The following is a 20,365-nucleotide window of genomic DNA, read 5'->3' as shown; positions in this document are numbered from 1 at the left end:
CTCCGTATATACCGTTTTCGAGATACCATCGATGGTATGTCGACCACCCCTCGACGCACGTCTTTTCCCGGACTGGAGCACCTGTCCGATCGGCGTCGAGCGCTGCTGGACGAGCTCGTCACCACTCGCCGCGAGCGCGGCCTGACGCAGACGGAGATCGCCGCCCACATGGGCACGTCGCAATCGGCCGTGGCACGGCTCGAACGCGGCGACGTCGACCCCCGCCTGTCGACGCTCGAACGGTATGCGGAGGCCGTGGGCCGGACGGTCGACTGGACGATCTCAGCGCACCGGGAGTCATCACCATGATCTGGCCACCACCCACCCCACCACCGGTCCCGCCGTTTCACACCCCCTGGCAGCCGGACCCCCGGCAGCCGCCCGCCCCGATGCCCGTCACGTCCGTGCCCGCTCCCGCTCCCGGTCCCGACTGGCTGGCCGAGCGCCTGTTCGACAAACGGATCGTGTCGCTGACCGGCAGGCTCGACGCCGAGGCCACCAACCGCGCGGCGGCGTCGCTGGCACTGCTCGACGCCTCGGACGACGGGGAGGTCCAGCTGTGGCTGCACGGCGTCGACGCCGACATCGACGCGGCCGCGGTCCTCCTCGACACCCTCGATCTGATGGGCGTCCCGCTGCACGTCCACTGCCGCGGCGACGTCCGGGGAATGGCGATCGCCCTCCTCGCGCCCGCCGACCGCCGGACGTCGGCGTCGCACGCCACGTTCCATCTCCGGGAACCGCAGACGTCCTGCACCGGTCCGGCGTCGGACGTCGCCGTCGCCGCCGAACACCACGAGCAGCAGCTGAGGAGGCTGCAGCAGCGGATCGCCGACTCCTGCGGGCGTCCCGTCGACACGGTGATCGGCGACATGCGGGACCACCGGATCCTCACCGCCGACGAGGCGCGCGACTACGGGCTGATCGACGCCGTCACCGGCGCACGCTCCGTCGACGGCGAGTAATCCGGCAGCCGCACTCCTTTTCGGCTCCCGCGCACGAATTCAGGCGCAATTTCGAGTGCGTGAACCGAGAAAGGGTGCGTCTGTGCGGCTGCCCGCCGCGAGGCGGGCTCTTGCGCCCCGCACCTCGACGGGGGAATCATCCGAGGATGACGGTCGAACGATCGCGCATCACGGTCCACGGGGTCGTGCAGGGGGTCGGCTTCCGCCCGTTCGTCGCGCGACTGGCCGACGACCTGGGACTGCACGGCCACTGCGGCAACGACGACGTCAGCGTGTTCATCGAGATAGAGGGCAAGTCGGCGTCGGTGTCCGAGTTCGTGCGCCGGCTCCGCACGGACGCGCCGCCGATGGCCGTGATCGTCGACGCGACCACTCAGCCCGTTCCGGTGCGCGGCGACGAGTCGTTCCGGATCATCGACAGCCGGCACGTCCCCGGCGCGCGGACGCTGGTGTCGCCGGACGTGGCGACGTGCGCGGATTGTCTTCGCGAACTGGCCGATCCGCACGATCGGCGGTTTCGCCATCCGTTCGTCAACTGCACCAACTGCGGCCCCCGGTTCACGGTGATCACCGACCTGCCCTACGACCGGCCCAACACCACGATGGCCGAGTTTCCGCTGTGCGCCGCGTGCCTCGCCGAGTACCGCGACCCCGCGGATCGACGGTTCCACGCCCAGCCGGTGTGCTGCCCCGACTGCGGTCCGCACCTGTTCGCCGAGGTCGACGGGCACCGGATCGACGGGGACGACGCCGTCCTCACCGCGGTGCAGGGGGCGTTGCGGGACGGCCGGATCGTGGCGGTCAAGGGCCTCGGCGGATTTCACCTCGTCTGCGATGCCGCCGACCCCACCGCCGTCGAGACTCTGCGGGCGCGCAAGCACCGCCCGGACAAGCCGTTCGCGGTGATGACCGCGGACCTGTCCGCCGCCGCCGAGTTGTGCGAGATCTCCGAGCCCGAGAGCGCCCTGCTGCGACACGCGGCACGGCCGATCCTGTTGCTGCACAAGAAGAACACTGCGCCGGTTGCCGACGGCATCGCGCCCGGGATCGACGACCTCGGCGTGATGCTCCCCTACACTCCGCTGCACCATCTCCTGTTCACCCGAACCCCCGGCAGCGACGTCGACCCTCCGCGGGTGCTGGTCATGACGTCCGGCAACCTGAGCGGAGAGCCCCTCTGTTTCGACAACGACGACGCCCGCACTCGACTGGCGGACATCGCCGACGTGTTCCTGATGCACGACCGCCGCATCGCGGTGCCCTGCGAGGATTCCGTGCTCGCGGTCGAGGCCGGGGCGGTGCTGCCGATCCGCCGCTCGCGCGGATTCGCACCGCTGCCCGTCGTGCTCCCCGCGCACGGCCCGGAGATCCTCGCGGTGGGCGCGGAGATCAAGAACACCTTCTGCCTGACCCGGCAGGACTACGCGTTCTGCTCGGCGCACCTCGGCGACATGGGCAGCCTGGAGAGTCAGCGCGCCTTCGAGACGTCGGTGCGGCAGTTGACGCATCTGCACGGCATCACCCCGGAGGCGGTGGTCGCCGACCGGCACCCCGGCTACTCGACGCACCACTGGGCCCGGCGCTACAGCGACAGGACCGGCGTCCCCCTGCTCACCGTGCAGCACCACCACGCGCACGTCGCGTCGCTGATGGCCGAACACGGACTGGTCGGGACGACGGTGCTCGGTGTCGCGTTCGACGGGACCGGGTACGGCTGCGACACCACCGTGTGGGGCGGCGAACTCCTCCTCGTCGGCCCGAACATCCTCGACACGAGGCGGGTGGGGCACATCCAGCCCTTCTCGTTGCCGGGCGGTGACGCCGCCGTCCGGAATCCGGTGCGGGTGGCGCTGGCTCTGCTGCACGAGTGCGGGATCACCGACGTCGACGGGTTGCCGTGCGTGGAGGCGATCCCCACCGCGGAACGCGCGGCCGTGGAGTCGCAACTGCAGTCGGGTCTCGGTTGTGTCAGGACGACGAGCGCGGGCCGCCTGTTCGACGGCGTCGCGTCGCTGCTCGGGGTCCGGCACCGGGTCACCTACGAGGCGCAGGCCGCCATCGAACTCGAGGCCCTCGCCCGGACCGCCCTCCACCCGGCTCCCCTGGCCATGGACGTGGAGAACGACCAGCTCAGGCTGCCTCCTCTGGTGTCCGGACTGGTCGCCGGACTCCGCGACGGGACCCCGCCCGCTGCGCTCGCACTGGGCTTCCACCATGCCCTCGCCGCCGCCACCGCCCGCCTCGTCGACCGGGCCGCCACCGCGACCGGCGCGTCGACGATCGGACTCACCGGAGGAGTCTTTCAAAACCGTTTATTCCTCGCACTGGTGAGAGCACACTGGGAGAGCAGCGGTTATCGAGTCCTCACCCACCACCGGGTGCCTCCCAACGACGGAGGACTCTCCCTCGGCCAGGCGGTGATCGGTGCCGCGGCAACCATGCGCGGACCGTGACGTCGGCAGCCCCCGACCGGCCGGTCCGGGACGGGAGCTAGTGAATGACCACCACCGCAGAGGCGGGCGGGCACCTTGTCGACACGGACCTGTCTGCGGATCTCGCCGCCGCAGCATTGTCACTCGCCCGCAGATTCCATGACGGCGCGACGCTCTGGGTGATCTCACCCCAGTGGGAACCGCACGCCCATCACGTCGCCGTCGAATTCGTGCATCCCGTGATCATGGGCAAACGGGCGCTGCCGTCGGTGGCACTCGTCGAACCCGATCCGGTGGCGCAGGCCCGGGTGGCGAGCAGGCCCGGCGACATCCTGCTGGCCGTGGCGTCGGCGAACGAACCCGCCGTCGTCGACGCGATGCGCCGCGCACCGGCGTGGGGCGCGATGACGCTGTGGATCGGGGCAGGCCCCCGACCTCCGGCCGGTGCGGCGAACCACATCCTCTGGGTCGACTCGGAGGATCCGATGGTCCCGGCCACCGGGCGGTTCGTCCTCATGTACCACCTGCTGTGGGAACTCACCCACGTCTGCTTCGAGCACTCGGGACTGCTGAAGCCCGACGCCGAGGAGTGCGACGAGACGGTCTGCGTCACGTGCAGCGACGAGGGGCGTCTCGGTGAGGTGGTGATCGAGCCGGCCGAACCGCTCGGACCCGCCCTGGTCCGCACCGCCGCGGGTGAGGAGTGGGTGGACGTCAGCGTCCTCGGCGACGTCCAGCCCAACGACCTCGTCCTGGTGCACGCGGGTGCCGCGATCACGCGACTCGACGACGCCGGTCAGGAGGCGAACCGATGACGACACACGACTCGGAGAGCACCAGCTTCCTCTACCCGTTCATCGACTCGGAGGAAACCGACGCCCAGAGCCTCCTCGACGACCTCGCCGCCTCCGCGCGGGGGAAGGCCGCCGAGAGCGCTCGCCTGCAGAAGGAGTCCCTCGACGAGTACGGCGACGGCCTGATGGCTGCCGGCATCGACATGGCCGACAGGTTCCGTCGCGGCGGCCGGCTCTACACGTTCGGCAACGGTGGCAGCTCTACCGACGCCGCCACGCTGGCATCGCTGTTCAGCCGTCCCGCCCGCGGACGCCCGGTGGCGGCGTGGTCGCTCGCCGCCGATCAGGCGGTGGTGACGGCGCTCGGCAACGACGTCGGCTTCGATCTGATCTTCAAGCGGCAGATCATCGCGCACGCCCGGGACCGCGACGTCGCGATCGCACTGTCGACGTCGGGCAACTCCGACGACCTGATGACCGCGCTCACCGAGGCGAAACAGCGGGGGCTGCTGACCATCGGGTTCGCCGGGCACGAGGGCGGCCGGATGGCGGCGATGGCGTCCGCCGGCGAACTCGACTTCTGCTACACCGTCCACTCGCAGAGCATCCACCGGATCCAGGAGAGCCACGCGATGCTCGGGTACCGGCTGTGGTCGGTGGCCCAGGAACACATGACGCGGCCCGCTCCCAACTCCGTGGAGGCTTCATGAGCACCACCGAACCGGCCACCTCGGCGGAACGCGAAGACCGGGTCCTCGAGCGGATCGACAAGTTCCGGCAACGCCGGCCGCGGCTGCTGGACGAGGTGGTGACCCTCGCTCACGGTGCGGGCGGGAAGTCGTCGGCGGCCCTCGTCGACGCGGTGTTCGTCGAGGCGTTCCGCAACGAGGAACTCGAGCAACTCGGTGACGCGGCCGCGCTCACCATGCCCTCGGGTGAGCGGCTCGCGTTCTCCACCGACTCGTACGTGGTTCAGCCACTGCGTTTTCCCGGCGGTTCCATCGGGCATCTCGCGGTGCACGGGACCGTGAACGATCTCGCCGTGTCCGGTGCGCGCCCGCAGTGGTTGTCCGCGGCGTTCGTCATCGAGGAGGGTTTCCCGATCGCCGAACTACGGGAGATCGTCGCCGACATGAGCGAGGCGGCCGTCCTGTCCGGCGTGCAGATCGTCACCGGCGACACCAAGGTCGTCGGCAAGGGCGCCGCCGACGGCGTCTACATCTCCACCGCCGGTGTCGGTGTCATCCCGGAGGGCAGGCGGCTGTCGGCCGATCTCGTGCGCGCCGGCGACAAGGTTCTGTTGTCGGGAACCATCGGCGCCCACGGCATGGCGGTCATGCTCGCCCGCGGTGACCTCGCCATCGAGGCCGACATCGCCTCCGACACCGCCCCGGTGAACGCGCTGGTGGAGACGCTTCTGAAGGCGGCCCCGTCGACGCGGTGGATGCGGGACGCCACCCGCGGCGGCGTCGGCACCGTGTGCAACGAACTCGCTCACGCCTGCCAGCTCGCCGTGATCGTGGACGAGCAGTCCCTGCCCATCGAGCCGCAGGTGCTGGGCGCCTGCGACATGCTCGGCATCGACCCGCTGTACGTCGCGAACGAGGGGAAGTTCGTCGCCGTCGTCGCGGCGGACGAGGCGGATGCGGCCGTCGCGGCGATGCGAGCCCACCCGAGGGGAGCCGATGCCACCGTGGTCGGCGAGATCCTGGCCGAACCGCCCGGCATCGTCGCACTGCGAACCTCGTTCGGCGGCAGCCGGATCGTCGACATGCTCGTCGGTGACCCGCTCCCCCGAATCTGCTGAAGAACAGCCCGAGAAGGAGAACCACGATGTGTCTGGGGATACCCGGTCAGGTGGTCGACATCGTCGACGCCGAACAGCATCTGGCCAAAGTGGACGTGAACGGCGTCCAGAGAACGATCAGTGTGCGACTGCTCGCCGAAGAAGGTCTCGTCGTCGGTGACTGGGTGCTCGTGCACGTCGGTTTCGCGATGGCGAAGATCGACGAGATCGAGGCGCAGCTGACGCTGGATCAGGTGCAGAAGATGGGCGCCGACTACGTGAACGAGATCGACGCGTTCAACTCGTCCGAAATCGCGTGACTACAGCAAGAACGAGGTAACAGGGATGAAGTTCGTCGACGAATTCCGGGACCCGGCGGCAGCTCGCGCCCTGGTCAAATCCATCACCGAACTGGCCCGTGGCGACGAGTTCAAGTTCATGGAGGTGTGCGGCGGGCACACCCACACCATCTACCGTCACGGCATCGAGCATCTCCTGCCGGAATCGGTCGAACTGGTGCACGGACCGGGATGTCCGGTCTGCGTCATCCCCATGGGCCGTGTCGACGACGCCATGTGGCTGGCCGAACAGCCCGGCGTCATCTTCACCACGTTCGGCGACATGATGCGGGTGCCCGGATCCAAGGGCAATCTCATCGAGGCCAAGGCCCGCGGCGCGGACGTCCGCTTCGTGTACTCGCCGCTGGACGCGCTGAAGGTGGCGCTCGACAATCCCGACCACCAGGTGGTGTTCTTCGCCGTCGGGTTCGAGACGACGGCGCCGTCCACCGCGGTGACGTTGGTGCGCGCGCGGGCGCTGGGCGTGAAGAACTTCAGTGTGTTCTGCAATCACGTCACGATCGTGCCGCCGATCAAGGCGATCCTCGAGTCCCCCGACCTGCGGTTGTCGGGCTTCCTCGGCCCGGGCCACGTGTCCACCGTGGTGGGACTGCGGCCGTACCGGTTCGTGTCCGAGGCGTACGGCAAACCGATGGTGGTCGCGGGCTTCGAGCCACTCGACATCCTCGCGTCGGTGCACATGCTGCTCCAGCAGATCCGGGAGGGCCGCTGCGAGATCGAGAACCAGTACAAGAGGGTGGTGCGCGCGGAGGGCAACGTGCAGGCACTGAAACTGATGGCCGAGACGTTCGAACTGCGGCCGCACTTCGAATGGCGTGGGCTCGGTTTCATTTCGCAGAGCGCGCTCAAGGTCCACCGCAACTACGCCGAGTTCGACGCCGAGGAGAAGTTCTCGATGCCGGGTGTGCGGGTGGCGGATCCGAAGGCGTGCCAGTGCGGTGAGGTCCTCAAGGGCGTCATCAAACCGTGGGAATGCAAGGTGTTCGGGACGGCGTGCACACCGGAGACGCCGATCGGCACGTGCATGGTGTCCCCCGAGGGCGCGTGCGCCGCGTACTACAACTTCGGCCGGCTCCACCGCGAGACGGCGCAATTGCTGGGTCAGCGAGGCTGACCGGTGATGCCGCGCGAACACACGATGCCGTCCGGGCACCGTGTGTTCGCGCACTACGCGCACGCCCCGAATGCCCTGGGCTACTGCGGCCCTCCCGGCTCTGAGCGACTACAGGCGGTCGCGTGCGGTGGGGCGCCGGACACCGACGTGGTGGCGCTGGCGAAGCAGTTCAGCGGTGCCTGGCCGTACCAGGAGGTGATCGCCAAGCTCGCCGGAATCCCGGACCCCTTGGACGAGAGGGTTGTTCGAGCCTACTGGACCTCGGACGAACTCTCGGGCCGCATCGATCGCGCGGAGTTCGGCGCGGCACTGCTCGCCCGCCTCGCGTCGCAGGCCGGCCACTACTGGAAGCACCTCACCGAGGACCTGCTCGGGGAGGCGGCCCCCACCCACAACTTTCACGTGTTCGGCGTGTACCCGTGGTCGCGACTACTGGACACCGGGATGCCGCAGCCGCTGCAGGTTCTCGACTCGTGCCGCATCCGCTGGGGTGAGGTGGTCGGTCTCGATCACGATCGTGCCGTCGTCCGGTCGCGCCGCCTGTCGTGGGACGGCACCCGGCTGTCGCTCGGGGCCGAGCAGGACGCCCCGGCCGACTACCGCGTGCCCGAGGGGGCTTTCGTGAACGACCTCACCGTGGGCGACCAGGTGGCGGTGCACTGGGATTTCGTGTGCGACCGTCTCGCCCCCGATCGGGTGGACCGGTTGCGCGAGCAGACGGAATGGCAACTTGCACAGACCAATCAGCGTCTGCTTCGGCAGGCGACCCCGTCCTCGCGGAAACGGACCGACACGAACGTTTCCCAGCTACCATGACTGGAACCCACGGCCTGTGGCCGGATCGGAGCCGACATGAAGAAGATTCTGAACTCGCTGTCCGAAGAAGAGTTCGTCCTGATCCGCGAGACCAAGAAGGCTCAGATGGCCGACTTGGACGAGGACAAGCTGATCAAATTGCACACCCGCGTCCGCCGTGCCCGCAACAAGCACGTGAAGCTGTACCGCCAGGAAGGCGCGGCGACGGTCGCGGACAAGGGCGCGCGCGGAGCCGGTAAGGCGGCCAACAAGCGCAATGCCGACAAGGTGGAAGTCTTCGAGGCAGCGCTGAGCAGGGTGAGCGGCCAGTTGGCGACGGCTGCCCGTGCAAGCGCACGCGACCTGAAGGACGCGCGACTCGCCCGCGCCCGGAGCGACGCCCCGTCCTTCAGCGGGCTCGGCGACAGCGACGGCAAGGTCGGCTCGTCCGGCAAGGCGCGCGTCGACGCCACCCGGAAATCCTCCGGCCGCAAGAAGTTCGAAGCATCCACCATCGCCGCAGGCGCACGGCGGCAAGCGAAGAAGGACAAGCGATAAGTCCCGTCGTCCTGCGTCAGACGCGCACCACCCGCATCCCCGCGGCTTCGAAAGACGCCGTCTCCCCGGTGTCGGCCGAGTCGTCGGTGACGATCGTGGTTCCCGGAGGGATCGGCGCCCACGCGTGGAACGGGCGTTGCCCGAGCTTCGCGGCGTGCGCGAGCACGTACACCTGGTCGGCGCGGGCAATCATGATCTCCTTGAGGCGCGTCTGCTCCAGCTCTGCCTCACAGATCCCCAGATCCGCGGTGACGGCGTCCGCGCCGAGAAACGCGCGATCGAACGTGACGCGTTGGAGCGTGGCCTCGGCCAACGGTCCGACGAACCCCTGACTGAGGTGGCGGAGTGTGCCGCCGATGCACTCGACCCGCACGGAGTCCGCGTCGGCCAGCGATTCGAGGGCGGTCAGACCGGCCGCGATGACGGTGATGCCGTCGATCTCACGGAGAAATTCCCCCATCGCACCCACGGTGGTGCCGGCGTCGAGCAGGATGGTCTCGCCCGGCCGGACCTGGCTCGCGGCCCATTCCGCGATCGCGCGCTTCGCGTCGAAACCCTCGAGAGCGCGCTGACGGAGTGACGATTCCTGATGGGGGTCGAGCGCGATCGCGCCACCGTAGGTCCGGGCGATCAGACCCTGGGACGTCAGTTGGCTCAGGTCCCGCCGGATAGTGGAGGCGGTGACACCGAACTGCGCCGACAGGTCGTCGACACTGGCCAACCCGCTCGACCGGGCCAGTCGCACGATCTCGGATCGGCGTGCTTCCGACTCGCGAACCGCCATGTCTCGTCCCCCTACTTCACAACCGCTGTGCTGGTTGCCAATTCGGCAGCCTGACGAAGAGCTTCGACCATACTGCCGGCCTCCGCAATACCCTTGCCCGCGATGTCGAAGGCGGTGCCGTGGTCGACGGAGGTCCGGATGACGGGCAGTCCCACCGTGATGTTGACCCCTGCCTCGATGCCGAGGACCTTCACCGGCCCGTGCCCCTGGTCGTGATACATCGCCACGATGAGGTCGTAGTCGCCGCGTCCCGCGAGGAAGAATGCGGTATCCGCAGGCAAGGGTCCGTGCACGTCGATGCCGTCCGCCTTCAGCACCTCGACCGCCGGAATGATCTTCTGCTCTTCTTCTCCGTAGCCGAACAACCCGTGTTCGCCGGCGTGCGGGTTGATGCCACACACCCCGATCTTGGGCTCCGGGATTCCGGAGCGCACCAGCGCCTCGTGCCCACGCCGGATCGTCCGCTCGACGAGCCCGGGTTCGATCTTCGCGACAGCGTCGAGCAGGCCGATGTGGGTGGTCACGTGGATCACCTTCAGCTTGGGCGTCGACAGCATCATCGACACCTCCTCGGTGCCGGTGAGGTGCGCGAGAAGTTCCGTGTGCCCCGGGAAGATGTGCCCGGCGGCGTGCAGCGCCTCCTTGTTGAGCGGGGCCGTGCAGATGGCCTGCACCTCCCCCCGCACCGCGAGCTCGCTGGCGACCCGGATGTACTCGTATGCCGCGTGACCGGCGACCGGAGACAGTTCGCCCCACGCCAGATCGTCGGGGAGGAGGTCGAGATCGATGACGTTGACGCGCCCGGGTATCGACTGCGCGTCCGCGACCGACTCGACAGTCACGATGTCGACGTCGATGCCGAGCACATTCGCCGCCAGACGCAGCCGCTTCGCGTCGCCGATGACGATCGGCGTGCACAAGGACAGGGTGGCCTCGTCCAGCAAGGCGGGGACGATCACCTCAGGGCCGATTCCGGCGCCGTCGCCCATGGTGACGGCAACGACGGGAAGGTTCGCGGTATCAGTTGACGCTGTCATGTGAGGTCCTCGCTGTGTGGGGGAATGGGTGGGCGGCTGATCGCCGCGCAGGTAGGCCGCGATCGCGGAGAGACTGGTCTCGTCGCCGAAGCTTCCGGGCCTCGTGACGACGCGCCGTCCATCGGATGCCAGGGAGACGACCGCGCCGTGGTGCACTTCATGGACCGGCCGGAGTGACGTGATCTCCAATGCGTCGACGACGGCACGCGCCGTCTCACCGCCTGTGAGCACGAGGTCGGGTCTGCGGTCACGCTGCACGGCTCCGGCCAACCGGCCGAGTGCTGCCGACAACGTGCGGGCGTTCGACGGGTCCACGTCTCCGGTGACAGTGACGACAGCGTGGCCGTCGTCGAGAGCGAGCCGGAGTCGGGTCGTGTCCACCTCGCCGCGGAGAAGTTCTGTCGCCTCGACCGGAACGTGCCGGACTCCATCGGCAACCAGCGACGCAACCTGTTGTACGGCAACGGGTTCTGCAGTCCCGACGACTATCAGGACGGATTCCGCCTGCCCGGCCCCAGTCGTCGGGACGTGCCCGAGTGGCAGCGTCCGCGCCACCGCCGCCGCGAGAGCGGAAGTCCCGACCAGTCGCACTCCGCTGATTGCCCGGCAGGCGCGGACGATCGAGTCGAGATCCTCGTCGGTCTCGACGTCGCAGACCGCGATGGCACCGACTGACGCCGCGCGGGTGAGCGCCTCTTCGACACCGGGACCGCGGTTCACGCACTGCGTGAGGCTGTCCGGAAACAGTTCGGCGATCGACTCCGGCGGCGGCGTGAATTCCGCCGACCACACCCCGGCCCGATGGAGCGGCGTCGCTCCGACGTGGACCACGCCGTGGCGGACGCTCCGGTGAAGCGCCGGCAGGCCTGCGGCCACAACCACCGGGCCGGTTTCAGCGAGGATTCCCACCTCGGGCCCGATGTTTCCGCGGAGAAGTGAATCGATCTTCTTCACCACCAGTGCGTCGGACGGAACTCGAGCGATCGCGTGTCGCACCGTGCGGGCCGCGTCGTCCGGGCTCATCGATCGGGTGTCGAGATCCGCGATGACGACTGCACCCGGTTCGTACGTTTCGGCGGCACCGAGAAGCAGCGACACGGGTGCACTCCGCCCGAGGAACGCACTCGCCACCTCGGCCGCGCCGGACAGGTCGTCGGCGAAGACCGCGACGGTCGGATGGGATCCGATCGATTTCGGTCTCATGATGCCGCCTCCGCCCGAGTTAATGCGCGTTTCGTGCATTTGATGGTAACAGTAATGCGCATTTCGCGCAGACTGTTCACAGCGAGGCTCCCGCGCATTGCACGATCGCCTGACCCGTGATGCTCCCGCCGTGCGGGCCCAGCAGGAATCCGATCAGCCCGGCCACCTCGTCCGGGGTGATGAATCGCCCCAGCGGTGGAACTCGCGGAGGCGTAGACGTGCGTGCCGGATCGTTCAGCATCGGGGTGTCCGTCGGGCCCGGGGCGACCACGTTGACCGTGATCGCCCGGTCCACCAACTCCGCGGCCCAGGACCGCGACATCCCCACGAGCGCCGACTTGGTGGCGACGTACTGACTCTTGCCCGCCGCTCCCGACATCGTGCGACTGCCGACCAGGACCACCCGGCCGCCATCGCGCATCGACGGAGCAAGTGCGTTGACGAGAACCTCGGCGGCTGCGACATGAATCCGCCACATCTTCAGGCCGTCGTTGACCTGCAGCTTCCCGAGAGGCGCGGAGGATTGCAGGCCGGCGGCGTGCACGACGGCATCCACCGAGCCGACGGCGGCCGCCTGCTCCGACAGTGCGTCGAGGTCGCCCAGGTCGACGGCCGTCCAGGAGAATCGGTCGTCGTCGATGCCGGGGTCGCGTCGGCTGAATCCCGTGACCGACCACCCGTCGCGCAGAAGGTGCCGGGCGGTGGCAGCGCCGATGCCGGAGCTGGCCCCGGTCACGACGGCCCTCTTCGAGTCGCCGTCCGTCACGACCGGCTCCCGTCGGCCAGCCAGCCCTGATCGAGCTCGACGTACTCGATCGCCTGCCGGAATCGGGTGAACGCCACGTGCAGGACGCCGTCGTGTCCGGCGGCGATGCTGGGGTACGAGTATTCGCGGTTCAGTCCGTCGCGAGAATTGTTGGACAGGCAGTACCCGTCGCCGATCTCGATGTCGCGGCGGGTCGGCCAGGTTCGGCCACCGTCCTCGGACATCGCCAGCGTCATCGGGGCGCGAGGTGCACCCCAGAACGCGCTGCGGCTGTCGCCGTCGTCGAGCGGCTCCGGCTCCGCGGCTGCCTGTTCGGGCACTCCGTCGGCGAGGCCGTCGTCGTCGATCTCGTCGTACAGGGACGTCCGCCGCGCGGTGGCGTTCGCTGCACTGGATTCGTTGAATACCAGGGCGAGACGGTCGTCCGGGAGCACGACGAACTGTATGGACGAGTTGTTGTTGGGGAGCTCGGTGGCTTCCGGCTCGGTCCAGGTATCGCCGTCGTCCGTCGAGACGCTGCGGTAGATCGAGTCAGCCCAGCGGCTGCGGTAGAGGGCCACGAGGGTGCCGTCGGCGAGGCGGCCGATGTTCATGTGCACGCAGCCGACGCTGCCCGGCACGACCACCTCGCGCCAGGACTCGCCGTGGTCGTCGGAGATCATCACGCTGCTGTAGTCGCGATCGCCGACCCACTTGCGGCCCTCGATACGGACGCAGTGGAACACGGGAAGCAGAAGCCGCCCGGTCGGGAGTGCGACCACGGGCTGTCGTACGAACACACCACCGGCGTCGGTCTCCGGCAGCAGTGTATGCGCCTCGCCCCACGTTCGGCCGCCGTCCGCGGACACGCGTCGCATGACGCGCGCCGTGTCCTGATTGCCGGCGTGCTGGGACGTCCACAGCAACCACACGGTTCCCGTATTCGTCACGTAGAGAACGGGATTCTGTTCCGACCTCGTCGGATCGTCGGACAGCTGCACCGGCTCGGACCATGCGTCCGCATCCGGGGCGAGCCGGGAGAACCAGACGCTGATGTCCGGAACGCCCTCCTGGGTGCCCGCGAACCACACGCACCCGAGCGATCCGTCCGGCAGAACGGTGAGATTCGCCGCGTGGTTCTGCACCTGCGGTGCGGGAAGCAGGGCGTCGCGCCGACCCGCCTCGGCGATGTCACGTACGGCGCCGTCGGGGAGTCGGGTATCGGTTGCGGAACTCGGTGTGGTCATCTGCGTCTCCAGTGCGTGAACGGGGGCGGGCGAGTTGTCGGTGGCGGTCACGTCACGTCTAGGCACGCAGCGCCGCAACACCGAGGTCGTAGGAGTTCGTGGGGCGCAACGCGACACCGTCGATGCGTGAGCGGCGCGCGAGAACCGCCTTCGGAACGAACGCCCACAGGCACGGGCACGTGTCCCAGATCCGGCGTTGCGCGTCCGCGAGGAGTTCGGCACGCCGGACGGCGTCTGCCTCCTCCGAGGCCTGGGTGATGGTCCGGGTGATCTCGGGAAAGATGTACCCGTGATAGGTGTCCCGGGTCGCTTCCTTCTCCGCCGTGCCGGCGTACATGCCCTGCATGATGGTCAGGGCCAGACCGGTCGGGCTCGGGAAGCCGTTGCCCAGCACGTCCCAGTCGCCGACCTTGCCCTGCCGCCACTGCGAGATGTCGCCACCGGGTTCGAACTGCTGGAGGGTGGTTCGCACGCCGACCGCGGACAGCATCTGCAGCACCGACTCCATGATGTCGGTGTCGGCCGCGAACTCGCCTGTCTCCCAGATGATCTTCAGCTCGAGATCGCGGACACCGAGGGCGTCGAGTTCGCCACGGGCACGGGCCGGGTCGTAGCTGTACTCGCCGGTCTCGACCGCACCGTCGAGGGTGAGGGGAATAACCCCGCGTGACTGGGTGGCGGAGCCCTGCAGGACCTGGTCGACGAGGGCCCGCCCGTCGATCGCATATGTCAGAGCCCTGCGCACCCGAGCGTCGGCCAGCGGGTGCCCCTGCGGCTTTCGGAAGTTGAAGAAGAGCTGATTCAGTCGGACGCCGTCGATCCGATCGATCGAGACACCCGACAGCCCGGCGAGCTGGTCGGCCGCGTCCGGGGTGATGGAGTCGATCACGTCGACCTCCCCACTCCGCAACGTCACGACGCGGTTCGACTCGTCCGGAACGAAGCGGACGCGCACCGATTCGATCAGCGCGGGTGTCCCCCAGTAATTCTCGCTGCGCACCAGGGTGTAATTTCCGGTGCCGCGGTCGCTCTCCGTCACGACGTATGGTCCGGTCCCCACACCGGACTGCAGTTCCTCCGGCACGTTCGCGGCCGCCGGGGTGATGAGGATGTTCGACATGAGGTAATCGAGGACCGGGACGGGTCGCTGGGTGTTCAGGGTGAAGCTGGTGTCGTCGATCTGCTCGACCGTGGGCCACTCGGGGAAGAATCCGCCAACGAACGAGCCGTCGACCTGGCTGTACATCTGCAGGGCTGTCGCGACGTCCTGCACCTGCACCGGGGTGCCGTCCGAATAGCGGACGCCGGGACGCAGGTGCACGAACCACTGGGTGGGTGCGACGAGTTCGAATCGGTCGGCCAGCACCAGCTGGGGTCGCAGGTCCCGGTCGATCTCGGTAAGGGCCTGCCGCACTCCCCGCTGCACCGTCAGCGCGGCATCGAACTGGTTCAGCTTGTTGTCGAGGCTCACGAGCGAGCGGTTGAGGGCCAGACTCACGGTCTTCGGTCCGGGCGTTCCGGTCGGCGTCGCGCATCCCGCTGCGGATCCGAGTGTGAGGCCGGCTCCGAGCAGGAGACCCGACCTGAGCAGCGTTCTCCTCGAAAAGCGCTGTTCGAATAGAGAATTGGTCATCATCGACCTCTCGGGACTATGGGTATGGGGCGCAGCGATCAGGCACGGCGCGAGGTGGTTGCCCACCAGGCGATGTGATCGCCGGCACAACCGAACTCTACTCAGAGTTGCTTGAGATGCGCAAGATGCCGGCAAAGACTTGCGCACAACGCGCATTAGTGCGATTGTGAGCTGAGTTACAAACGAAGCTGCTGTACCCGACACGCCGCGGTGTCGACACCTCCATCGCCGGCGTTATCGAAAGGTCGACGATGACCCCTCACGCAGACACCGAACGGCCGGTGACCTCATGACGCAGCACGCCGCCGACACGGCATTTGCAGCCCAGCCCACCGGCTCGGCATCACCGGCTCCCCGCCGGACCCCGACCTCCCGTGTCCCGAAAGTGCTGACCGCGGCCATGCCCCGCTACGTCGCAAAACGCCTCGCACAGAGCGCGCTGGCCGTCTTCCTGACACTGACCACCGTGTTCGTCCTCATCCGGATGGCGCCCGGCGACCCCGCCTACTCGATGGCCGGCCCGCTGGCCAGCACCGAGGATCTGGCCAGGATCAGGGCGGACATGGGCCTCGACCAGTCCGTGTTCACCCAGTACCTGCTGTATCTCCGCGGCCTGATCCACCTCGATCTCGGCACCTCGTACTCGTTCCAGGCGCCCGCCTTCGACGTCGTCCTCGCCCGGCTGCCGTACACGATCACCCTGTCCGTCGCGGCGATCGTGCTCACGACGCTGGTGGCCATCCCGCTGGGCGTGTGGATGGCCCGCCGCGCCGACACGAGGCGCGAACTCGGGGCCAACGTCGTCACGATCGCCGGTCAGTCCATGCCCGACTTCTGGACCGGACTGATGCTCATCACCCTGTTCGCGGTCCTGATCCCCATTTTTCCCGCAGCCGGATTCACGACCTGGTCCAGCCTGGTGCTGCCCACCGTGACCGTGGCCGTCCTGCAGATCGCCCTGATCTCCCGCATGGTCCGCCGCGAGATGGTCGGCGCGTTCACCTCGCCGTACATGACCGTGGCCCGCTCGCGGGGAGTCCCGGAGCGGGAACTCATCTGGCGGTACGCCCTGCGGAATTCCGCGATCCCGGTGCTGACCGCTCTCGGCACCCGGTTCGCGTCCATGCTCAACGGCGTCGTCGTGGTCGAGGTCGTCTTCGCGTGGCCCGGCGTGGGATCGCTGGTCGTGCGTGCACTCGAGACGAGGGACTACCCCCTCATCCAGGCCACCGTACTGGTGACCGCGGTGCTCGCCGTCCTCGTCCAGCTTCTCGTCGATCTCTGCTATCCGCTTCTCGACCCGCGCGTCCGACTCGGAAAGGGAACGAGTAAATGACCACCGTCATCGATCCCCCGGCGCAGGAGCGGCCCAGCGCCGTCACCACCCGGGACATCGCACGGGCCGGTGCCACCCGCCGCGCCCGCGACAGCCGCGTGAAGATCTGGGTGGGCACCATCTGCGCGCTCGCCGTCATCGCGCCCGTCGCACTGGCGCAAGTGCTTCCCCTGCCCTCTCCGGACGCGACCGACCTCGCCCAGCGACGCCTGCCACCGCTCACGGACGGGCACCTCTTCGGGACCGACCAGCTCGGCCGCGACCTCCTCTCCCGCGTCCTCTACGGCGGACAGGTGTCGCTGACGATCGGAGTTCTCGCGGTCGTCGTATCCGGCCTGATCGGCCTGTGTCTCGGCGCACTGGCCGGATACCTCGGCGGCTGGACGGACACCGTCGTGAGCAGGCTGATCGAGGCCCAGCTGTCGCTGCCGCTCCTCATGATGCTGCTGCTCGTCGTCGCCCTGTTCGGCCCGTCGATCCCGGTCATCACGTTCGTCATCGCGATCGCCCAGTGGCCGGAGATCGCCCGGTTGACCCGCTCACTCGTGCTCGTCGAACGCGAGAAGCCGTATGTGGCGGCCTCCCGGGTACTCGGACTCGGACGCACCGCCATCCTGTTGCGCCACGTGATCCCCAACATCATCAAGCAGGCGTCCCTCGTCGTCCTGCTGCTGCTCGCGCAGGCCGTGCTCCTCGAGAGCGCACTGAGTTACCTCGGCGCGGGACCGCAACGCCCCTTCGCCACCTGGGGCCGGATCATCTCCGACGGCCAGGACTACATCACCACCTCGTGGTGGCTCGTGACCCTCCCCGGCCTCGTCATCGTGCTGCTCGTGATCGGCGTGAACCTGCTCGGCGACGGGCTTCGCGACCGCCCGGCGAGGTCGCCGGAGAAGCGCCGCGGGCTCCTGCACCGGATCTCGCTGCGGAAGGAAGAGGCCTGACATGGGGAACCTCCTCAGAGTCGACGAACTGCAGATCGAACTCATCACCGCCCGGGGCGTCATCCGCGCAGTCGACGGCGTGTCCTTCTGCATCGACGCCGGCGAAACCGTGACCATCATCGGTGAGTCGGGGTCGGGTAAATCGACCACCGCGATGGGCATCCTCGGTCTGCTGCCCGACGACCTCGCCGTCCTCTCGGGTGCGGTGCGGTTCAAGGACTGCGACATCCTCGGACAGAAGAAGGCGCTCGCGAAGGTCCGGGGACGGCACATCGCCCTGATCCCGCAGGATCCGATGACAGCGCTGAGCCCGGTGCACACCATCGGGTCCCAGCTTCGGGAGGCGGTGCGCCACAGCGGCATCACCGGAAAGTCGAAGGAAACCGCGCGGGCCGTGGAACTCCTCGAGCAGGTGCGGATCCAGAATCCGGCGGGACAACTCGGGAAGTACCCGCACCAGCTGTCCGGCGGAATGCTGCAGCGCGTACTGATTGCCTGCTCGCTCGCGTCGGGTCCCGAACTGATCGTCGCCGACGAACCCACCAGCGCCCTCGACGTGACCGTGCAGGCGAGCATCCTCGACCTGCTGCTCGAACTGCAAGAGCGCACCGGCGTCGGAATGCTCGTCATCACACACGATCTCGGCGTCGCCCGCTTGATGTCCGACCGCATCAACGTCATGAAGGACGGCCGGTTCGTCGAGAACGGCGGAGCCGAAGACCTCGTTCTCCATCCTCGCAGCGCCTACACCAAGAAGCTGCTCGACGCCGTGCCGCGGCTCGGCGACTACACCACGACCGTAGGAGCATCGACATGAGTGCACCGCTACTGTCCGTCGAAGATCTCGTCGTCGAATACCCGGTCCCCGACGGTGTGTTCCGCGCGGTCGACACCGTCAGCTTCTCCGTGGACAAGGGTGCGACGCTCGCCGTCGTCGGTGAGTCGGGGTGCGGAAAGTCGACCATCGCGAAGGCGATCGTCCGGCTACTCACCCCCACGTCCGGCCGCATCCTCGTGGACGATGTCGATATCGCACAACTGTCGGAGAAGGCGCTGCGCCCCTTCCGGTCTCGCGTGCAGATGGTCTTCCAGGACCCGTACGGATCGCTCGACCCGCACCTGACCGCCATCGACATCGTCGGCGAACCGCTCCGCCTCCAGGGCGTCCGGAGCAGGTCCGAGCGGGCCCGCAGGGCCGCGGCGCTGATCGATCAGGTCGGCCTGCCCACCACGGCGCTCCACCGTCGGCCCGCCGAGTTCTCCGGCGGTCAGCGGCAACGCATCGGTATCGCCCGGGCTCTGGCGAGCGGACCGGAACTCCTCGTGTGCGACGAGGCCACCAGCGCGCTCGACGTGTCGGTGCAGGCTCAGGTGCTCGACCTCCTCCGCGAGATCCAGCACGACACCGGTCTGACCTACGTCTTCATCTCCCACAACCTCGGCGTCGTCCGCGAGATCAGCGACACCGTGATCGTCATGTCCCGCGGACAGGTGGTCGAAAGCGGTTCCACCACCGACGTTCTCGAACGACCCGCCGAGCCGTACACCCAGGCCCTCCGCGCCGCCGCACTGGATCCGACCACCATGGTCGGGATCAAACCCCGTCACATCGTCTCGCGCCCACCCGGCGCAACCGAGGTTCCCCGAACCGTATCCCGAGGAGTAGCTTGATGCCCGAACTCGACCTGACCTCACTCGTTCTCGGCACGATGACCTTCGGCGACACCGTCGACTTCGACGGTGCCGCCGCAATGGTCGACGCCGCGCTCGACGCCGGCATCACCCATGTCGACACCGCCAACGGCTACGCCGGCGGAGAGTCCGAACGCATCCTCGCCCGACTGCTGGGCACGCGTCGCGACCGGATAACCCTCGCCACCAAAGCGGGAATGCCGCACCCCGACGCGGGCGACAACTCTCCGCTGTCTCCCGCGGGCCTCCGGGCGAGCGTCGAGGCGAGCCTGAAGAGACTGGACACCGACTACGTCGACCTGTTCTATCTCCATCAGCCCGACCGGGCCACACCCCTCGCCGACACTCTCTCCACCGTCGCCGATCTCGTGTCGGAGGGCAAGATCCGCGCCCTCGGTGTCTCCAACTTCGCGGCCTGGCAGATCGCCGAACTGAACCACACCGCCGACGCCGTCGGCGCACCCCGCCCGATCGTGGCCCAGCAGTTGTACAACCTGCTGGCCCGCCGGATCGAGGAGGAGTACGTCGAATTCGCCGCGGTCACCGGACTGGTCACAATGGTCTACAACCCACTCGGCGGCGGTCTCCTCACCGGGCGTCACTCATTCGACGCCCAGCCTGCCGATGGACGCTTCGGTGATTCACGATTGGCGCAGATGTACAAGGAGCGGTACTGGAACACCGCGATCTTCGATGCGATCACGCAGTTGTCCGTGATCGCCGACAAGGCCGGGATCCCGCTCACCGAACTGGCTCTGCGCTGGCTCGTGTCCAAGCCGGCGGCGGGGCCGATCCTTCTCGGCGGATCCAAGGTCGCGCACCTGCAGTCGAATATCGCCGCTGTCGCGAAGGGCACACTCGACGACGAACTGATCGACGCGTGCGACGAAGTGGGCAGCGCCCTGCGCGGACCCATGCCCAACTACAACCGCTAGGAGATA

Annotated in this window: 20 protein-coding genes; 15 read left to right on the top strand and 5 right to left on the bottom strand. The window is 68.2% G+C overall.

Features of this window, described 5'->3' with window-relative positions; all coding sequences use genetic code 11:
* Window positions 1–36: 36 nt before the first annotated feature.
* The 10 genes from QM693_RS17415 to QM693_RS17370 all read left to right on the top strand — a co-directional run bounded on the left by QM693_RS17415 (window position 37) and on the right by QM693_RS17370 (window position 8,803).
* Window positions 37–309: a helix-turn-helix domain-containing protein gene (locus tag QM693_RS17415; RefSeq protein WP_061042299.1), complete on the top strand. Its 273-nt coding sequence runs from the start codon at window positions 37–39 to the stop codon at window positions 307–309.
* 80 nt (window positions 310–389) lie between these two features.
* Window positions 390–965, top strand: a complete 576-nt coding sequence (locus tag QM693_RS17410) for an ATP-dependent Clp protease proteolytic subunit (RefSeq protein ID WP_283353001.1) — start codon at window positions 390–392, stop codon at window positions 963–965.
* Window positions 966–1,111: 146 nt separating this feature from the next.
* Complete coding sequence (gene hypF / locus QM693_RS17405) at window positions 1,112–3,418, top strand: carbamoyltransferase HypF (RefSeq protein ID WP_283352961.1); 2,307 nt, start codon at window positions 1,112–1,114, stop codon at window positions 3,416–3,418.
* Window positions 3,419–3,462: 44 nt separating this feature from the next.
* Window positions 3,463–4,212, top strand: a complete 750-nt coding sequence (locus tag QM693_RS17400; RefSeq protein ID WP_016884043.1) for a HypC/HybG/HupF family hydrogenase formation chaperone — start codon at window positions 3,463–3,465, stop codon at window positions 4,210–4,212.
* Window positions 4,209–4,901 (top strand): D-sedoheptulose-7-phosphate isomerase, encoded by a 693-nt coding sequence (locus QM693_RS17395; RefSeq protein ID WP_283352960.1) that lies wholly within the window; start codon window positions 4,209–4,211, stop codon window positions 4,899–4,901. Before QM693_RS17400 ends, QM693_RS17395 begins: the two co-directional genes overlap by 4 nt.
* Entirely contained in the window at window positions 4,898–5,998 is a 1,101-nt protein-coding gene (hypE, locus tag QM693_RS17390) for a hydrogenase expression/formation protein HypE (RefSeq protein WP_105416728.1), read from the top strand. Before QM693_RS17395 ends, hypE begins: the two co-directional genes overlap by 4 nt.
* Before the next feature lie 26 nt (window positions 5,999–6,024).
* Window positions 6,025–6,297: a HypC/HybG/HupF family hydrogenase formation chaperone gene (locus QM693_RS17385; protein ID WP_005244643.1), complete on the top strand. Its 273-nt coding sequence runs from the start codon at window positions 6,025–6,027 to the stop codon at window positions 6,295–6,297.
* Window positions 6,298–6,322: 25 nt separating this feature from the next.
* Window positions 6,323–7,450, top strand: coding sequence for a hydrogenase formation protein HypD (gene hypD / locus QM693_RS17380; protein WP_283352959.1), 1,128 nt, complete (start codon window positions 6,323–6,325; stop codon window positions 7,448–7,450).
* A gap of 24 nt (window positions 7,451–7,474) precedes the next feature.
* Complete coding sequence (locus QM693_RS17375) at window positions 7,475–8,266, top strand: DUF6390 family protein (RefSeq protein ID WP_283353000.1); 792 nt, start codon at window positions 7,475–7,477, stop codon at window positions 8,264–8,266.
* 36 nt (window positions 8,267–8,302) lie between these two features.
* Window positions 8,303–8,803: a hypothetical protein gene (locus QM693_RS17370; protein ID WP_283352958.1), complete on the top strand. Its 501-nt coding sequence runs from the start codon at window positions 8,303–8,305 to the stop codon at window positions 8,801–8,803.
* 16 nt (window positions 8,804–8,819) lie between these two features.
* Here the strand turns inward: QM693_RS17370 and QM693_RS17365 are convergent, their stop codons facing one another.
* The 5 genes from QM693_RS17365 to QM693_RS17345 all read right to left on the bottom strand — a co-directional run bounded on the left by QM693_RS17365 (window position 8,820) and on the right by QM693_RS17345 (window position 15,452).
* Window positions 8,820–9,587 carry a DeoR/GlpR family DNA-binding transcription regulator gene (locus QM693_RS17365; protein WP_283330498.1) on the bottom strand — a complete coding sequence of 256 codons (768 nt, stop codon included), beginning with the start codon at window positions 9,585–9,587 and terminating at the stop codon, window positions 8,820–8,822.
* An 11-nt stretch (window positions 9,588–9,598) separates the two neighbouring features.
* Window positions 9,599–11,827 carry a 4-hydroxythreonine-4-phosphate dehydrogenase PdxA gene (pdxA, locus tag QM693_RS17360; RefSeq protein ID WP_283352957.1) on the bottom strand — a complete coding sequence of 743 codons (2,229 nt, stop codon included), beginning with the start codon at window positions 11,825–11,827 and terminating at the stop codon, window positions 9,599–9,601.
* 76 nt (window positions 11,828–11,903) lie between these two features.
* Window positions 11,904–12,593: an SDR family NAD(P)-dependent oxidoreductase gene (locus QM693_RS17355; RefSeq protein WP_283330496.1), complete on the bottom strand. Its 690-nt coding sequence runs from the start codon at window positions 12,591–12,593 to the stop codon at window positions 11,904–11,906.
* Complete coding sequence (locus QM693_RS17350; RefSeq protein WP_283330495.1) at window positions 12,590–13,819, bottom strand: sialidase family protein; 1,230 nt, start codon at window positions 13,817–13,819, stop codon at window positions 12,590–12,592. Before QM693_RS17350 ends, QM693_RS17355 begins: the two co-directional genes overlap by 4 nt.
* A 58-nt stretch (window positions 13,820–13,877) precedes the next feature.
* Complete coding sequence (locus tag QM693_RS17345) at window positions 13,878–15,452, bottom strand: ABC transporter substrate-binding protein (protein ID WP_283352956.1); 1,575 nt, start codon at window positions 15,450–15,452, stop codon at window positions 13,878–13,880.
* Window positions 15,453–15,741: 289 nt separating this feature from the next.
* On the opposite strand from QM693_RS17345, the gene QM693_RS17340 reads away from it, so the two are divergent.
* The 5 genes from QM693_RS17340 to QM693_RS17320 are packed head-to-tail and all read left to right on the top strand — an operon-like array spanning window position 15,742 to window position 20,359.
* Entirely contained in the window at window positions 15,742–16,788 is a 1,047-nt protein-coding gene (locus QM693_RS17340) for an ABC transporter permease (protein ID WP_283330493.1), read from the top strand.
* Window positions 16,785–17,732, top strand: coding sequence for an ABC transporter permease (locus tag QM693_RS17335; RefSeq protein ID WP_283352955.1), 948 nt, complete (start codon window positions 16,785–16,787; stop codon window positions 17,730–17,732). Before QM693_RS17340 ends, QM693_RS17335 begins: the two co-directional genes overlap by 4 nt.
* Window position 17,733: 1 nt before the next feature.
* On the top strand, window positions 17,734–18,549 hold the full coding sequence (locus tag QM693_RS17330; RefSeq protein WP_283352954.1) for an ABC transporter ATP-binding protein: 816 nt from the start codon (window positions 17,734–17,736) through the stop codon (window positions 18,547–18,549).
* The gene (locus QM693_RS17325; protein WP_283330490.1) at window positions 18,546–19,403 is read left to right on the top strand and encodes an ATP-binding cassette domain-containing protein; all 858 of its coding nucleotides are present in this window, start codon (window positions 18,546–18,548) and stop codon (window positions 19,401–19,403) included. Before QM693_RS17330 ends, QM693_RS17325 begins: the two co-directional genes overlap by 4 nt.
* Window positions 19,403–20,359, top strand: a complete 957-nt coding sequence (locus tag QM693_RS17320; protein ID WP_283330489.1) for an aldo/keto reductase — start codon at window positions 19,403–19,405, stop codon at window positions 20,357–20,359. The genes QM693_RS17325 and QM693_RS17320 overlap by 1 nt, the downstream gene beginning before the upstream one ends.
* The last annotated feature ends 6 nt before the right edge of the window (window positions 20,360–20,365 follow it).

The organism is Rhodococcus sp. IEGM 1305 (genome assembly GCF_030058635.1).
Taxonomy (GTDB): Bacteria; Actinomycetota; Actinomycetes; order Mycobacteriales; family Mycobacteriaceae; genus Rhodococcus_F; species Rhodococcus_F opacus_D.
The sequence above is the reverse complement of the archived record's forward strand: the minus strand, read 5'-3'. Positions and strand labels throughout refer to the sequence as shown.

Coding starts and splice junctions, on each gene's coding strand:
- QM693_RS17400 (WP_016884043.1), top strand. CDS start 3,463: ATGACCACCACCGCAGAGGCGGGCGGGCACCTTGTCGACACGGACCTG.
- QM693_RS17410 (WP_283353001.1), top strand. CDS start 390: ATGCCCGTCACGTCCGTGCCCGCTCCCGCTCCCGGTCCCGACTGGCTG.
- QM693_RS17345 (WP_283352956.1), bottom strand. CDS start 15,452: ATGACCAATTCTCTATTCGAACAGCGCTTTTCGAGGAGAACGCTGCTC.
- QM693_RS17375 (WP_283353000.1), top strand. CDS start 7,475: ATGCCGTCCGGGCACCGTGTGTTCGCGCACTACGCGCACGCCCCGAAT.
- QM693_RS17365 (WP_283330498.1), bottom strand. CDS start 9,587: ATGGCGGTTCGCGAGTCGGAAGCACGCCGATCCGAGATCGTGCGACTG.
- QM693_RS17330 (WP_283352954.1), top strand. CDS start 17,734: ATGGGGAACCTCCTCAGAGTCGACGAACTGCAGATCGAACTCATCACC.
- hypF (WP_283352961.1), top strand. CDS start 1,112: ATGACGGTCGAACGATCGCGCATCACGGTCCACGGGGTCGTGCAGGGG.
- QM693_RS17385 (WP_005244643.1), top strand. CDS start 6,025: ATGTGTCTGGGGATACCCGGTCAGGTGGTCGACATCGTCGACGCCGAA.
- hypE (WP_105416728.1), top strand. CDS start 4,898: ATGAGCACCACCGAACCGGCCACCTCGGCGGAACGCGAAGACCGGGTC.
- QM693_RS17395 (WP_283352960.1), top strand. CDS start 4,209: ATGACGACACACGACTCGGAGAGCACCAGCTTCCTCTACCCGTTCATC.
- QM693_RS17320 (WP_283330489.1), top strand. CDS start 19,403: ATGCCCGAACTCGACCTGACCTCACTCGTTCTCGGCACGATGACCTTC.
- QM693_RS17325 (WP_283330490.1), top strand. CDS start 18,546: ATGAGTGCACCGCTACTGTCCGTCGAAGATCTCGTCGTCGAATACCCG.
- QM693_RS17335 (WP_283352955.1), top strand. CDS start 16,785: ATGACCACCGTCATCGATCCCCCGGCGCAGGAGCGGCCCAGCGCCGTC.
- hypD (WP_283352959.1), top strand. CDS start 6,323: ATGAAGTTCGTCGACGAATTCCGGGACCCGGCGGCAGCTCGCGCCCTG.
- QM693_RS17415 (WP_061042299.1), top strand. CDS start 37: ATGTCGACCACCCCTCGACGCACGTCTTTTCCCGGACTGGAGCACCTG.
- pdxA (WP_283352957.1), bottom strand. CDS start 11,827: ATGAGACCGAAATCGATCGGATCCCATCCGACCGTCGCGGTCTTCGCC.
- QM693_RS17350 (WP_283330495.1), bottom strand. CDS start 13,819: ATGACCACACCGAGTTCCGCAACCGATACCCGACTCCCCGACGGCGCC.
- QM693_RS17340 (WP_283330493.1), top strand. CDS start 15,742: ATGACGCAGCACGCCGCCGACACGGCATTTGCAGCCCAGCCCACCGGC.
- QM693_RS17370 (WP_283352958.1), top strand. CDS start 8,303: ATGAAGAAGATTCTGAACTCGCTGTCCGAAGAAGAGTTCGTCCTGATC.